The sequence below is a fragment of the Sphingomonas sp. NIC1 genome (assembly GCF_001638925.1).
In the GTDB taxonomy this organism is placed as follows: Bacteria; Pseudomonadota; Alphaproteobacteria; order Sphingomonadales; family Sphingomonadaceae; genus Sphingomonas; species Sphingomonas aquatilis.
On record NZ_CP015521.1, the window covers coordinates 1,045,693 to 1,058,633 of the forward strand.

The 12,941-nt window shown below is 68.0% G+C and carries 12 protein-coding genes; 5 read left to right on the forward strand and 7 right to left on the reverse strand.

Going from position 1 to position 12,941, the window contains the following annotated elements; translation table 11 throughout:
* Window positions 1-46: 46 nt before the first annotated feature.
* From A7E77_RS05030 to A7E77_RS05050, 5 genes are all read right to left on the reverse strand, one after another.
* Complete coding sequence (locus A7E77_RS05030) at window positions 47-988, reverse strand: Gfo/Idh/MocA family protein (protein ID WP_063686300.1); 942 nt, start codon at window positions 986-988, stop codon at window positions 47-49.
* The gene (gene araD1 / locus A7E77_RS05035) at window positions 985-1,974 is read right to left on the reverse strand and encodes an AraD1 family protein (RefSeq protein WP_063686302.1); all 990 of its coding nucleotides are present in this window, start codon (window positions 1,972-1,974) and stop codon (window positions 985-987) included. Before araD1 ends, A7E77_RS05030 begins: the two co-directional genes overlap by 4 nt.
* On the reverse strand, window positions 1,971-2,609 hold the full coding sequence (locus tag A7E77_RS05040; protein ID WP_063686304.1) for a 2-dehydro-3-deoxy-6-phosphogalactonate aldolase: 639 nt from the start codon (window positions 2,607-2,609) through the stop codon (window positions 1,971-1,973). Before A7E77_RS05040 ends, araD1 begins: the two co-directional genes overlap by 4 nt.
* Before the next feature lie 283 nt (window positions 2,610-2,892).
* The gene (locus A7E77_RS05045) at window positions 2,893-3,783 is read right to left on the reverse strand and encodes a 2-dehydro-3-deoxygalactonokinase (protein ID WP_063686305.1); all 891 of its coding nucleotides are present in this window, start codon (window positions 3,781-3,783) and stop codon (window positions 2,893-2,895) included.
* Between the two features lie 4 nt (window positions 3,784-3,787).
* Window positions 3,788-5,194 (reverse strand): MFS transporter, encoded by a 1,407-nt coding sequence (locus A7E77_RS05050; RefSeq protein ID WP_226341855.1) that lies wholly within the window; start codon window positions 5,192-5,194, stop codon window positions 3,788-3,790.
* A 116-nt stretch (window positions 5,195-5,310) separates the two neighbouring features.
* On the opposite strand from A7E77_RS05050, the gene A7E77_RS05055 reads away from it, so the two are divergent.
* Both A7E77_RS05055 and A7E77_RS05060 read left to right on the forward strand, forming a co-directional pair.
* Window positions 5,311-6,459, forward strand: a complete 1,149-nt coding sequence (locus tag A7E77_RS05055) for an aldose epimerase family protein (RefSeq protein ID WP_063686309.1) — start codon at window positions 5,311-5,313, stop codon at window positions 6,457-6,459.
* 11 nt (window positions 6,460-6,470) lie between these two features.
* The gene (locus A7E77_RS05060; protein WP_063686311.1) at window positions 6,471-8,276 is read left to right on the forward strand and encodes an IlvD/Edd family dehydratase; all 1,806 of its coding nucleotides are present in this window, start codon (window positions 6,471-6,473) and stop codon (window positions 8,274-8,276) included.
* A gap of 502 nt (window positions 8,277-8,778) precedes the next feature.
* On the opposite strand, the gene A7E77_RS05065 is transcribed toward A7E77_RS05060, so the two are convergent.
* Window positions 8,779-9,486, reverse strand: a complete 708-nt coding sequence (locus tag A7E77_RS05065; protein WP_043060185.1) for a FadR/GntR family transcriptional regulator — start codon at window positions 9,484-9,486, stop codon at window positions 8,779-8,781.
* 67 nt (window positions 9,487-9,553) lie between these two features.
* Entirely contained in the window at window positions 9,554-10,174 is a 621-nt protein-coding gene (locus A7E77_RS05070; protein ID WP_063686313.1) for a flavin reductase family protein, read from the reverse strand.
* A gap of 26 nt (window positions 10,175-10,200) precedes the next feature.
* On the opposite strand from A7E77_RS05070, the gene A7E77_RS05075 reads away from it, so the two are divergent.
* From A7E77_RS05075 to A7E77_RS05085, 3 genes are read left to right on the forward strand one after another with little or no spacing between them, the layout of a single operon-like run.
* Entirely contained in the window at window positions 10,201-10,902 is a 702-nt protein-coding gene (locus A7E77_RS05075) for a cytochrome b/b6 domain-containing protein (protein WP_063686315.1), read from the forward strand.
* A complete protein-coding gene (locus tag A7E77_RS05080) occupies window positions 10,899-11,645 on the forward strand; it encodes a molybdopterin-dependent oxidoreductase (RefSeq protein ID WP_063689728.1) in 747 nt (248 codons plus the stop codon). The genes A7E77_RS05075 and A7E77_RS05080 overlap by 4 nt, the downstream gene beginning before the upstream one ends.
* 17 nt (window positions 11,646-11,662) lie before the next feature.
* Window positions 11,663-12,892, forward strand: coding sequence for an SAM-dependent methyltransferase (locus A7E77_RS05085; protein WP_063686317.1), 1,230 nt, complete (start codon window positions 11,663-11,665; stop codon window positions 12,890-12,892).
* Window positions 12,893-12,941 lie beyond the last annotated feature (49 nt).

A 12,941-nucleotide genomic window follows, 5' to 3' on the forward strand; every position in this document is an offset into this window, starting at 1 on the left:
CGCGTGAACCAACCTTCTTCGCGCCTTCGCGTCTTCGCGTGAAAACCTACTCGATAAATGCATCCACCACGTTGCGCTTACCGCGGAGGAATGCGTCGGCGACGTGGCGCAGAGGGGCGATGTCGACGTCGCTCTCCCCCGCTGCCACGATCTCGGCGAAGCGGCGGTAGAGGCCGGCATATTCGCCGTGAAGCGCGGCCGCCGTCGTCGGGGAGCTGCCGTCAGGCAGGATCAGGCGGGCGCCGCCGTCGTGGAGCGTCAGCGTGCCCCTGTCCGTCTCGACGACGATGTCCCAGCTTTGCGGACCTTGCTGGCGGAAGTCGAAGTCGGCGACGATGTTGAGGCCGGCATCGTCGGTGAAGGCAATGCGCGCGGCGATCGGGGAATCGCGGTTTTCGGGGTAATCCAGCTCCGCCTCGGTGACGAAGAACGGGCGCGGCAGGATGCGGGTGACGATCGAGAGGGCGTTGATGCCGGGATCGAACACGCCGAAGCCGCCCGCGTCGAGGATCCATGCCTGGCCCGGGTGCCAGACGCGAATGTCCTCGCGCCACGTCACCGTGACCCGGTCGATCCGCGCGTCAGCCAATGCGGCGCGGGCGGGTTCGACGCCGGGGGCGTAGCGCGAATGCCAGCTGGCGAAGAGGGTGACGCCCGCCGCCCGCGCGGCGGCTTCGAGATTGGCGACCTCTGCCAGCGTCGCGCCGGGTGGCTTTTCGAGGAAGACGTGCCAGCCGGCCTGGATCGCCTGCATCGCGATGGCGCGGCGCACCTGCGGCGGCGTGCAGAGCGCGACGGCATCGATCCCCTGCCCGCTCGCGATCAGATCGGCGATGTCGTGGAAGTGCGGCACGCCCTCGACGCCTTCGCCGTTGCGGCTGACGGTCGCGGCGAGCGCGATGGCGGGCTCGCCGGCGATGGCGGGAACGTGCTGGTCGTGGGCGATCTTGCCCATGCCGATCAGCGCGAGGCGGATCGGGGCGCTCACAGCGGCTTCACCGTGACGGTGTCGGCCGGGGCGGTGGCAAGGGCGTTGCGCAAGGGCAAGGTGAAGGGTGCCGCCTCGATTTCGAAGACGTCGCCGTCCTGCGTCTGGACGCCGTCCGCGCACGACAGCGTCGCGGTGCCGAAGAAGTGGACGTGGATATCGCCCGGCCGGCGGAAGGCGGCGTATTTGAAGTGATGGTGTTCGAGGTTGGCGAGGCTGTGCGACATGTTCGCTTCGCCGGTGAGGAACGGCTTTTCCCACAATGTTTCGCCATCGCGGATGATACGGCTGGTCCCGCGGATATCGGCCGGCGGCTCCCCAAGCAGCAGCTCCGCCCCCAATGACGCCTGACGCAGCTTCGAATGCGCGAGCCACAGGTAATTGTGGCGTTCGGTGACGTGGTCGCTGAATTCGTTGGCGAGTGCGATCCCGAGGCGGAAGGGTGTGCCGTCGTCGCCGATCAGATAGATGCCGGCGAGTTCGGGTTCCTCGCCGCCGTCCTGCGCGAAGGCAGGCGAGGCGAAGGGCGCTTCGGGCGCGACGAGGCCCTGGCCGTCGCCCTTGTAGAACCATTCGGGCTGCGCGCCGATCACGCCCGCGGCGGGGCGACCGCCCTCCATGCCTTCGAGGAACAGGCGCATCGAATCGGTCTGCTTCCCCTCGGCGGCGGCCTTGTGCATCGCATCGCGACCGGCGGCGGAGCCCAAGTGGGTGAGGCCGGTGCCGGCGAGCATCAGCCGCGCGCTGTCGAGATGGTCGATCGCGGGGAGCAGTTCGCCCGCCTCCAGCGCGGCGACGAGATCGACGCTGTCGTCGGAGCGGCGCGCGCGGGCGGCGTCGAGCAGGCTGACGCCCTCGGCGATCGCCGCCTGGGCGAGGTCACGGGTGGTGGCGACGCCGGTCAGGACGTGGGCGGCCTCCTCGGCCAGGATCACGCGGCGCGTGCCGTCGGGCAGGCGCTGTTGGAGCAGGCGGGCAGCAGTCATGCGAGATCCTTTGCGGCTTGGACGAACGCCGCGGCATCGCGCGCGACGTCGGCGGCGGACTTGCCGGCGCGGTAGAGGTTGGAGCCGAGGCCGAAGCCGTCCGCACCCGCGGCGTGCCATGGCGGCATCGTGTCGGGGGTGATGCCGCCGACCGCGAGCACCTTGGTCGCCTTGGGCAGGACGGCGCGCTGGGCCTTCAGGAAGGCTGGCGCGGCGCCTTCGGCCGGGAAGAGCTTCAGGCCGTGCGCGCCGGCGTGGAGCGCGGCAAAAGCTTCGCTGGGGGTGAAATAGCCGGGGAGCGAGATGAGGCCCCGCTCCACCGACGCGCGGATGACGGCGGCGTCGGTGTTGGGTGAGACGATGAGGGCGCCGCCCGCGTCGGCGACGGCGGCGACGTCCTGCGGGGTGAGGACGGTGCCCGCGCCGACGATCGCGCGCCCGGCGTAGCGCTTGGCCATCGCGGCGATGCTGGCGAGCGGGTCGGGCGAGTTGAGCGGGACTTCGAGCAGCGTGAAGCCGGCATCGACCAAAGCGTCGCCGATAGGGGCGGCTTCGTCCGGCGTGAGGCCGCGGAGGACCGCGACGAGCGGGCAGGCGGCGAAGGCCTCGGCGAAGCGGGTGGCGGGGTCGGTCATGCTTGGGGCTCCGGGTGGAATGCGGGGCGGGTGACCCACCCTTTCGTCACCCCGGCCTCGAGCCGGGGTCCCGCTTCATCCGGGCGGTGGTGAGAAAAGCGGGACCCCGGCTCAAGGCCGGGGTGACGATGTGGGTGGGGCGAACGGTGTTTCCTCTCTTTCGTCATCCCGGCGAAAGCCGGGATCCATGGATGCGGGCCGCCGAAGGAGCGCGCTATCGCTGGCCGTGCCGGGACCATCGATCCAGGCGTCCGCCGGGATGACGACGGGAGGAGGGGGAGCGTCACGCGAGAAACGCCCGCAAGTGGTGGATGCCGGCGACGAACGCCGCCGTCGCGTCGATCGGCACCACCGCGCCGCCACGCGTCACGATCGCGGCGGCGTAGAGGTCGGCCAGCGCGCCGGTGGCGAGCAGGTGGACCGCGCGGCCGGCCACATCACGGGCGCCGACGTCGTTGCCGATCAGCACGCCGCTGGCATAGGCGGCGGCCTCCTCCGCCGGGCTACGGCCGAGCAGCACGCCGCTGCGCACTTCGAACACTGCGGCGCCGAGGTCGCACGCCCCTGCCCCGCGCGCGATGCCGTCGCGGAAGGCCGGCCCGTCCGTCACCGCGCCGTCGAGCATGCCGGCGAGGATGCCGTGGCTTTTCAGCAGCCCGAACAGTTCGCCGGTCATCACCGTGGCGATGTCGGTGATACGGCCGCCGTCGGTCGCGACCCATTTGTTGTGCGTGCCGGGCTGGCAGAACAGCGCGTCGGCGGGCGCGAGGCCGGCGGCGATCGCGCCCAGCACCTGCACCTCTTCGCCGCGCATCACGTCGGCGCGCGGGCCGTCCAGCAGCGCGACACCGGGGACGATCGTCGCGCGCTCGGTCTCGATACGCAGCGCCGCGGCGGCGAGCGCAGCGAGATCGGCGGGCGCGGCCGCATAGGGTGCTTCGTGCCAGCCGCGCGTCGAGCCGACCATGCCGGCGGCGATCACCGGCAGGTCGCCGAGCCGCGCGCGCAGATCGGCGAGCGCCGGGGCATAGTCGCCCGGCGCCAACCCGAGCACGCCTACCCCGCCCTCGACACGGTCCCCGATGCGGCCATCGGGCTCGATCCGATAGGCGCGCCGGTTGGTCGTGCCCCAGTCGATCGCGATCACCGCGCCGTTGGTCATGCCCTGCGTCATCGCCTCAGACGGTCGGCTCGACATTTTCCTCGATGACGTGCGTCGGGGCCTTCAGCGCCGCGCGCGCATACCAGAGGACGTAGAGATAGCAGACCAGCGGCACGACGAAGGCGAGCGAGCGGGCGCCGTCGGGTGCGAAGCCGGTGAAGGCGTCGATCACCGCGCCGTACAGGATCGACACGAAGCCACCGCCGCAGATCGCCATGCACATCAGCCCCGACGTCGCCGAGGCAGGCGCGGTCGACCGCTCCAGCGTCAGCGTGAAGATCGTCGGGAACATGATCGAGTTCATCAGGCCGAGCAGCAGCGCCGCGACCGCGGGGACGAAGCCCATCGTCAGCGGCGCGACATAGCCGCCGGGCAATGTGATCGTGCCGCCGAGCGGCGTCGCCGCCATGTCGTAGGTCGCGATGATGACGAGGCACAGGATCGATGCGCCCGCACCGACCAGCGTCAGCAGCGTCGTCGCCTTGGCATAGCGCAGCAACACGCTGCCACCGAAGCGGCCGATCATCGCGAGCAGCATGAACAGCGGCGCGATATAGCCGGCGATCTGCGCCGGCACGTCGAGGATGTGGCGCTGTTCGAGGAAGAAGATCATGCCGGAGATCACGCAGACCTCGGCGCCGACGTACAGGAAGATGGCGACCGAGCCGAGGTTCGCCCAGCGCGAGCGCAGCGCCGACAGCGGCGATTCGACGTTGGTGGCGAGCGCCGGCGCGTGCGCGTTGATCGTGCGCTTGGCGAAGAAAACGAGGCCGGTGAAGACGGCGAGGATCACCGCGATCATCAGATAGACGTGGGTGACGAAGCCGAGGCTGTCCGCCTTCAGCGCCGGCGTCAGCACCGCATCTTTGGCGAACAGATCGCCGCGCAGCAGATAGGCCGCGCCGAACGTGCCGCCGACATAGGCGCCGAGCGAATTGAACGCCTGGCTGAGGTTGAGGCGGAAGTGCGAGCCCTTGGGGTCGCCCATCGACGCGATCAGCGGGTTGGCCGCGACCTGCAGCAAGGTGACGCCCGACGCGGCGACGAACAGCCCGAGCAGCACGGTGACGAAGCTGTTCGACCAGGCGGTCGACCAGGCGACGAGACAGCCGGCGACGACGCCCAGCAGGCCGAGGACGATCGAATTGGCGTAGCCGCGGCGCGACAGATACCAGGCCGACGGGATCGACATGACGCCATAAGCGATGAAGAAGGCGAACTGGTTGAGCTGCGTTTCGAAGTCGCTGAGCGTGTAGATGACCTTCATGCTCTTCACGAGCGGGTCGATCAGGTTCGTCACGAACGCCCAGATGAAGAACAGCGTCGTCACATAGACGAGCGCGAGCGCGACGCCCGCCTTGCGTCCGCCCGCCACGCCGCTGCCTGCGGCCGCGGGCGGTGGTGCCATCATCGGTCCAGCCATGTCCTCTCCCCTATTTGTATCGCTACCACAGGCTGCCTTGCGCCCCGGCTATTTGTCTGACTATATAGCGAAGAACCACCGGGTCAATGCCGGGGACGAACGGGGAGAGGCGCAACATGAAAGTGGGTTTCGCGTTCCAGATGGCCTGTGCGGGGATATTGACGATCGCGGCGGCCGATGCCGCCTGCGCCGCGACCGCGACGCGCGCCGATTTCGGCCGATTGCCCGACGGCACCCGGATCGAGGCGGTGACGCTGACCGGTGCGAATGGCGTGCGCGCGCGGGTGATGACGCTGGGCGCGACGTTGCAGGCGTTCGAGGCGCCGGACCGCAACGGCAGGCTCGCCGACATCACGCTGGGCCATGACACCGCCGCCGCTTATGTCACGCAGCCCAATTTCTGGGGCCAGACCGTCGGCCGCTACGCCAACCGGATCGCCGGCGGCCGCTTCACGCTGGACGGCAAGACGTATCAGCTGCCGCTCAACGACAAGACCAACTCGCTGCATGGCGGCACCACCGGCTTCGACAAGGCGGTGTGGCGGATCGTCTCGGTCACGCCGAGCGGCCCCCGCGCGAGCGTGACGATGGCGCTGACCAGCCCCGCGGGCGACCAGGGCTATCCGGGCAAACTCGACGTCGAAGTGACCTATGCGCTGGACGACGCGGGCGCGCTGACGATCGATTTCACCGCGAAGACCGACGCGCCGACGATCGTCAATTTGACCAACCATGCGCTGTTCGATCTGGCGGGCGAGGGATCGGCGGGCGGCATCTACGCCCAGCGGATGACGATCCCCGCCGCGCGCTACACGCCGGTCAATGCTGCGCTGATCCCGACCGGCGAGCTGAAACCGGTGGCGGGCAGCGTGTTCGACTTCACCAAGCCGCGCGCCATCGGCCAGAGCATCCGCGACGGCCGCGATCCGCAGATCGTGATCGGCCGCGGCTACGACCATAATTTCGTGCTCGATGCTGGCCGAACCGCGCAGCCCAAGCTCGCCGCGCGTGTCGAGGATCCGGTATCGGGCCGCGTGCTCGAAGTGCTGTCGACTGAGCCGGGCGTACAATTCTATTCGGGCAACTTCCTCGACGGGACGTTCGTGGGGAAGCAGGGCCACGTCTATCGGATGGGCGATGGCTTCGCGCTGGAGCCGCAGACCTTTCCGGACACGCCCAACCAGCCCGCGTTCGGATCGGCGCGCGTCGATCCGGGCAAGCCATATCACCATCAGATGATCTATCGCGTCTCCGTGGCGCGCTGACCGGAGCTTTTATGACCACCGACACGCCCAAACGCCCCAGCGCCCTGCGGTCCCGCGCCTGGTTCGACAATCCGGACAATATCGACATGACGGCGCTGTATCTGGAGCGCTATCTGAACTTCGGCCTTAGCCTCGATGAACTGCGCTCGGGCAAGCCGATCATCGGCATCGCGCAGACGGGCAGCGACCTGTCCCCGTGCAACCGCCACCATCTGGTGCTGGCGGAGCGGGTGCGCGAGGGCGTGCGCGAGGCGGGCGGCATCGTGCTGGAATTCCCCGTCCATCCGATCCAGGAGACGGGCAAGCGCCCGACTGCGGGGCTGGACCGCAACCTCGCCTATCTCGGCCTCGTCGAAACGCTGTACGGCTATCCGCTGGACGGCGTGGTGCTGACGATCGGCTGCGACAAGACGACGCCCGCCATGCTGATGGGCGCCGCGACGGTGAACATCCCGGCAATCGCTTTGTCCGTGGGGCCGATGCTGAACGGCTGGCACAAGGGCGAGCGCACCGGATCGGGCACGATCGTGTGGAAGGCGCGGCAGCTGCTGGCGGCGGGCGAGATCGACGATGCCGAGTTCATCCGCCTGGTCGCCAGCTCGGCGCCGTCGACGGGCTATTGCAACACGATGGGCACCGCGACGACGATGAATTCGCTGTGCGAGGCGCTCGGCATGTCGCTGCCCGGATCGGCAGCGATCCCCGCACCGTATCGCGACCGGCAAGAGGTCGCGTACCTCACCGGCAAGCGCATCGTCGAAATGGTGGCGGAGGACCTCAAGCCGTCCGACATCCTGACCAAGGAGGCCTTCCACAACGCGATCCGCGTTAATTCGGCGATCGGCGGATCGACCAACGCGCCGATCCACCTAGCGGCGATCGCGCGCCATATCGGCGTCGACCTGCCGATCAAGGATTGGGAGACGGAGGGGCATAAGGTGCCGCTGCTCGTCAATCTGCAGCCGGCTGGCGAATATCTGGGCGAGGATTATTACCGCGCCGGCGGCGTGCCCGCGGTGGTCAACCAATTGATCGGCCAGGGCCTGATCCACGAGGGCGCGCTGACCGTCAACGGCCGGTCGATGGGCGACAATTGCCGCGGCGTCGCGATCGAGGACGAAAAGGTCATCCGCCCGTTCGACCAGCCTTTGGTCAAGGACGCGGGCTTCATCGTGCTGTCGGGCAATCTGTTCGACGCGGCGGTGATGAAGACCAGCGTGATCTCGAAGGAATTCCGCGACCGCTACCTCTCCAACCCCGACGATCCCAATGCGTTCGAGGGGCCGGCGGTCGTATTCGACGGGCCGGAGGATTACCACCACCGGATCGACGATCCCGCCACCGGCATCACGCCGGAGACACTGCTGTTCATGCGCGGCGCCGGGCCGATCGGCTATCCCGGCGCGGCCGAGGTCGTGAACATGCGGCCGCCGGCGTATCTGATCACCGAGGGCGTGCATGCGCTGCCGTGCATCGGCGACGGCCGCCAATCGGGGACGAGCGGATCGCCGTCGATCCTTAACGCCTCGCCTGAAGCGGCGGCGATGGGGGGCCTCGCGCTCCTCAAGACCGGCGACCGGGTGCGGATCGACCTCAACACCGGCAGCGCCGACGTGCTGATTTCGGACGCGGAGTTGATGGAACGCCGCGCCGCGCTGGAGGCGGCGGGGGGCTATGCCTATCCCGCGTCGCAAACGCCGTGGCAGGAGATCCAGCGCGCCGTCGTCGGTCAGATGAACACCGGTGCGATCCTGGAAGGTGCGGAAAAGTACCAACGCATCGCGCAGACGATGGGCCTGCCGCGCGACAATCATTGATGCGGGTGTGGAGGACACGCCCCCTACCCTCTTCGTCATTCCCGCGCAGGCGGGAATCCATAACCGCTACCGCTGCTGATGGAGCCGGAACGGTAGCGCATCTGGATTCCCGCCTCCGCGGGAATGACGATTGGGAAGCGCATCCCGCTCCTCCATCGTCATCCCGGCGGACGCCGGGATCCCTGGATACGCTCGGCTCATGGTTGTGCAGCGACGATAGTTCACCGCGTCCATGGATCCCGACGTTCGTCGGGATGACGAATAGGGGTGGCGGCCTCTACCTCCTTAACCACGGCAGGCTGCCCGCCGTTAGGCGGTGCGGCGGCAGACCCCTACCCCCGTCATTCCCGCGCAGGCGGGAATCCAGACGCGCTACCGTTTCAGCTCAATTACTAGCGGTAGCGGTTATGGATTCCCGCCTGCGCGGGAATGACGGGGGTGGGTTGGGCTGTGCGCCCTCTCTTTCCGCCATCCCGACATTCGGCGGGAGGATAGCCGCCCCCTATTCCAGCAGCGAGCGTTCCGTGTCCTCGTGCGCCTGTTCCAGCAGGACGAGCGTCGCGGCGCGGGCCGATACGGTGTCGCGGGCGCGGATCGCTTCGTACAGGCGGTGGTGCTGCGGCATCGAATCGCGCGGCTTGGTGCGGCGGCGGAACTTGAAGATCGTCGTCCAGCGCACCGCAGCGCCGATGCTGCCCGACAGGCTGACGAGCAGTTCGTTGTCGGTCGCCTCCAGGATCGTATTGTGGAAGCTCTGGTCGGCCGCCTGCCCCTCCGCCGTGCCGAGGCCATGACGCCGCATCCCGTCGAGCGCCGCCGCCATCCGCGCGAGCTGTTCGTCGGTGCGGAAGGTCGCGGCCATTTCGGCGGCGGCGGGTTCGACGATCATGCGCAACTGGAACAGGCTGCGCACGAAGCTGGCGGGCGGTTCGCCTTCGAACATCCAGGCGAGCAGGTCGGGATCGAGCAGGTTCCACTGCGCACGTTCGCGCACCCGCGTGCCGGCCTTGGGACGGCTTTCGACGAGCCCCTTGGCCGACAGCATGCGCAACGCCTCGCGCACGACGCTGCGCGAGATGCCGCGCTGCGCGGCGAGATCGACCTCGCCGGGGATGATGCCGCCGGGCGGATAGCGGCCGGTGACGATCGCGATGCCGAGGTCGCGGGCGATCAGCGTGTGGGACGGCTCGCGCCGTTCGCTCTTGGTCAACTCGCGGCTCTCCCCTCTCGTCGTGCGTGCGTAAGCGGTGGCGGTGCGCTTGGGAAGAGCGTCGCCCCTACCCCGGCCGGCGCATGGCGAAGCGATTGGCCTCGGTGATCTCGAAATAGTCCGCCGGGCCGCCGCCGCGCAGGATCGGACGCGCGCGGGCGGTCTGGTAGACGCCGTCGTCGAGCAGCGCAGTGTCGATGTGGATTCCCACCGCTTCGCCGATGACCAGATACTGGTCGAGCTCGCGCCCTTCCTTGGTCTGCAGGCGGACGATCTGGGTCAGCTTGCATTCGAACGCGACCGGGCTGGCCGCGACGCGCGGCGGGGCGACGAGGCGCGAGGGCGCGGTCTCCAGCCCGGCGAGCATGTGTTCATCCACCTCCGGCCCGACGCCGGCCGAGGTCGCATTCATCGCCTCGGCCAGGTCACGCGTCGCGAGGTTCCAGACGAACTCGCCCGTCGCGTCGATATTGGCGACGCTGTCTTTCCACCCCATCGACGAAAAGCCGATCAGCGGGGGACGATAATTGAGCAGGTTGAAGAAGCTGTAGGGCGCGAGGTTTGGCACGCCGTCCGCCGACACGCTGCCGATCCAGCCGATCGGGCGCGGCGCGACGATCGCGTTGAGGGGGTCGTGGGCCAAGCCATGGCCGTTTGCGGGTTCGTAGAAATGCCAGCTAGTCGTCATGGTGCTGCCCCTGCTACACGGATGATATGGCTGCGCAAACGCCCGGAACGACGATCCTGCGCCACGCGCTCGCGACGCGGCTGTGGCATTGGGTGAATGCGGTGTCCGTGTTCATCCTGCTGGGCAGCGGTCTCGGCATCTCCAACGCCCATCCGCGGCTGTATTGGGGACGATACGGCGCCAACTTCGACCATGCCTGGGCGCAGCTGCCCCGCTTTCCGGCGTGGATCACGATTCCGGCGAACTACAATCTGGCGATCTCGCGGCGCTGGCACCTGTTCTTCGCCTTGGTGTTCGCGTTCGGGCTGCTGGCGTTCATGATCGTAAGCCTGCTCAACCGGCATTTCGCGCGGTTGAAGCTGACCCGCAAGGACGTAAGCGCCGCGCACCTGGCCGCGGACGTGCGCGATCACTGGAACTTCCGCTTCCACGATGCGGACGATCCCAAGGCGTACAACAGCTTGCAGAAATGGAGCTACATCCTCGTCCTGTTCGTCGCGTTGCCGGTGATGATCTTTACCGGTCTCGCGCTGTCGCCGGGGATGGATGCGGCGTGGCCGTGGCTGCTCGATGTGTTCGGCGGGCGGCAGTCGGCGCGCTCGATCCACTTCATCGCGGCGAGCCTGATCGGCGGGTTCATCGTCGTCCATCTGGTGCTCGTGATTCTGGCGGGCGCGTGGAACGAGGTGCGATCGATGCTGACCGGTAAATGGCGGGTGCCGGAATGATTCTGGCACGGCGCAATCTGATCGTTGGGTCGGCGGGGCTGCTGCTCGCCGGGTGCGACAAGATCGTGGCGAACCCGCAGGCGCGCAAGATCCTGTTTGCGGGCGAGGACATGCACAAGGGCTTGCAGCGTGCGCTGATGAACCGGGGCGCGCTGGCGCCCGAGTTCACGCGCGATCAGATGTCGCCGGTGTTCCGCGCCAACGGCACGCGCGATCCGGGGACGCCGGCCTATGCGGCGATGGTCGCGGACGGGTTCGCGAGCTATCGGTTGCAGGTCGGCGGATTGGTCGACCGGCCGCTGTCTTTGAGCCTCGCGCAGCTCGCGTCGATGCCGTCACGCTCGCAGATCACGCGCCACGATTGCGTCGAGGGGTGGAGCGCGATCGGCCAGTGGCAGGGGCCGATGCTCGGCACCGTGCTGAAGGCGGCGGGGATGCGCCAGAGCGCGCGCTACGTCGTGTTCACCTGCGCCGATTTGTACAATGGCGAACCCTATTACGAATCGATCGACACGATCGACGCCTTCCACCCCCAAACGATCCTGGCGCTGAAGATGAACGGCGCGCGGCTGACCGTGCCGCACGGCGCGCCGGTGCGGCTGCGCGTCGAGCGGCAGTTGGGCTACAAGCACGCCAAATACGTCACCGGAATCACCGCGGTCAGCGATCTCAAGAGCATAGGCAAAGGCAAAGGCGGCTATTGGGAGGACAATGTCGATTACGATTGGTATGCCGGCATCTAGGGCATAGTAGCTTCCTCATGGCGCTGATCGACATGTTCCTCAGCCGCGCCGTCAAGCGTGGCCAACTCACCCTCCACCGGCCCGGAAAGGCCCCCGCGACCTTCGGAACGCCCGACCCGGCGTTCGGGCACATCACCATCCGCTTCGCCGATTCGGGCGTCGCCGGCCGCATCATCCGCAACCCCGCGCTCGCCGCCGGCGAGATGTACATGGACGGGCGGCTGACCGTCGACGGCGACGACATCATGGGGCTGGTCAAGCTGATGACCGGCAATTCGCCCTGGGAGCGCGGGCAGAACGCCTTGCAGCCCTCCGCCTTCGTGCGGGGTTTGGGCGCGGTGAAGCACCGGCTCGACCGGATCAACATGGAGCGGCGATCGAAGCAGAATGTCGCGCACCATTACGACCTGTCGGCGCGGCTGTACGACCTGTTCCTCGACGCGGACAAACAATATAGCTGCGCTTATTACACCGACCCCGACAACAACCTGGAGCAGGCGCAGAGCGACAAATTGGCGCATATCGCCGCCAAGCTGGCGCTGCGGCCAGGCATGCGCGTGCTCGACATCGGCTGCGGCTGGGGCGGGATGGCGCTATACCTCAACCGGCATTTCGGCGTGGAGGTGCTGGGCGTCACCTTGTCCGAGGAACAGCTGAAGATCGCGCGGGAGCGGGCCGCGGCGGCCGGCGTCGCCGACAAGGTGAAGTTCGAGCTGATCGATTACCGTCGTGTGGAAGGCCGGTTCGACCGGATCGTGTCGGTCGGCATGTTCGAACATGTCGGGCCGCCGCAGTACAAGACGTACTTCCGCAAGTGCCGCGATCTGCTGACCGACGACGGCGTTGCGTTGGTCCACACGATCGGCCGGTTCGGGCCGCCGAGCGTCACCGACGACTGGACGACCAAGTACATCTTCCCCGGCGGTTACAACCCGGCGCTGTCGGAAACGATCGCGGCGTTCGAGGGGCTGTCGATGTTCCTCACCGACGTCGAGGTGTTGCGGCTGCACTATGCCTATACGCTGCACGAATGGTATGCGCGGACGCTGAAGGCGCGCGATGCGATCGTCGCGCTGTACGACGAGCGTTTCTACCGGATGTGGACCTTCTATCTCGCCGGCGCCGCGATGGCGTTCGAGAATGGCGGGCTGTGCAACTTCCAGATCCAGTTCAGCCGCAGCCGGACGGAGCTGCCGATCGTGCGGGACTATATGGTCGAGGGCGAGCGGGCGCTCCGCGGGCGGTAACGCGCCCTCTCCCAACGGTCGTCATTCCCGCGCAGGCGGGCATCCAGAC

Excerpts from the sequence above, each read along its gene's own strand:
- araD1 (WP_063686302.1), bottom strand. The coding sequence starts at position 1,974 with ATGACTGCTGCCCGCCTGCTCCAACAGCGCCTGCCCGACGGCACGCGC.
- A7E77_RS05040 (WP_063686304.1), bottom strand. The coding sequence starts at position 2,609 with ATGACCGACCCCGCCACCCGCTTCGCCGAGGCCTTCGCCGCCTGCCCG.
- A7E77_RS05045 (WP_063686305.1), bottom strand. The coding sequence starts at position 3,783 with ATGACGCAGGGCATGACCAACGGCGCGGTGATCGCGATCGACTGGGGC.
- A7E77_RS05050 (WP_226341855.1), bottom strand. The coding sequence starts at position 5,194 with ATGGCTGGACCGATGATGGCACCACCGCCCGCGGCCGCAGGCAGCGGC.
- A7E77_RS05055 (WP_063686309.1), top strand. The coding sequence starts at position 5,311 with ATGAAAGTGGGTTTCGCGTTCCAGATGGCCTGTGCGGGGATATTGACG.
- A7E77_RS05060 (WP_063686311.1), top strand. The coding sequence starts at position 6,471 with ATGACCACCGACACGCCCAAACGCCCCAGCGCCCTGCGGTCCCGCGCC.
- A7E77_RS05070 (WP_063686313.1), bottom strand. The coding sequence starts at position 10,174 with ATGACGACTAGCTGGCATTTCTACGAACCCGCAAACGGCCATGGCTTG.
- A7E77_RS05075 (WP_063686315.1), top strand. The coding sequence starts at position 10,201 with ATGGCTGCGCAAACGCCCGGAACGACGATCCTGCGCCACGCGCTCGCG.
- A7E77_RS05080 (WP_063689728.1), top strand. The coding sequence starts at position 10,899 with ATGATTCTGGCACGGCGCAATCTGATCGTTGGGTCGGCGGGGCTGCTG.
- A7E77_RS05085 (WP_063686317.1), top strand. The coding sequence starts at position 11,663 with ATGGCGCTGATCGACATGTTCCTCAGCCGCGCCGTCAAGCGTGGCCAA.